The sequence below is a fragment of the Vibrio sp. 05-20-BW147 genome, from assembly GCF_013369385.1.
In the GTDB taxonomy this organism is placed as follows: Bacteria; Pseudomonadota; Gammaproteobacteria; order Enterobacterales; family Vibrionaceae; genus Vibrio; species Vibrio floridensis.
In genome coordinates this window covers 1-598 of the sequence record NZ_SZTO01000091.1, presented here as the reverse complement: position 1 = coordinate 598, position 598 = coordinate 1, and the positions used below count along the sequence as shown (strand labels likewise).

Genomic DNA, 598 nt, shown 5'->3' with positions numbered 1-598 from the left:
GTATGCGTCTTTGTTCTTTGGTGTGTTTACCGGTCTGTTTCTTGCGATTGATGTCGCGAGGGGGCGTAAGAAGCATGGGTTAACTAATTTGGATAGTTGGCTTAAAGAAAATAACGTAGAGTAGCGCCATAACAAGCAATTTAAGAGGGATTCACAACGCTCGGCATTTTGGGTTCTACTTCAAATTTAGTGTTTATGGCACAATGCTTTAGGTGTGGGTGGCAGCGTTGCTCACCCCTTAATTGGGCGTTATAACTACACTAAAGTTTGATCTCCCTCGAGTTAATTTTCTTCAGCTTTGCGTAAACAAGAATCAATCGATAATTTCAGGTTTAGTAAACGTTGGAGAGCACTTATGTTTAATTGTCTACACTGTGGCGCCACTATATCCATAAAAGAAAAATTTAACTTTAGACCTGATAAGCAACTCAGGGCGGGAGCATACTTTGGTGGATTTATAACCCCAAGAAGACTCTTGCCCTATAATCATCGTTCCAACCCGCTTTCTTCATCTTCACTTTTTGGCTCGGAGCACCACAGTCGCATTGCTTGAGCATATTCATGACAAAACGTCTAAACAACGCGATGTTTTCAACAG

At 41.5% G+C, this 598-nt stretch carries 1 pseudogene; it reads right to left on the bottom strand.

Going from position 1 to position 598, the window contains the following annotated elements:
* Positions 1 to 455 precede the first annotated feature (455 nt).
* Positions 456 to 598 (bottom strand): annotated as a pseudogene (locus tag FC652_RS20180) (ISAs1 family transposase); the annotation flags it as partial.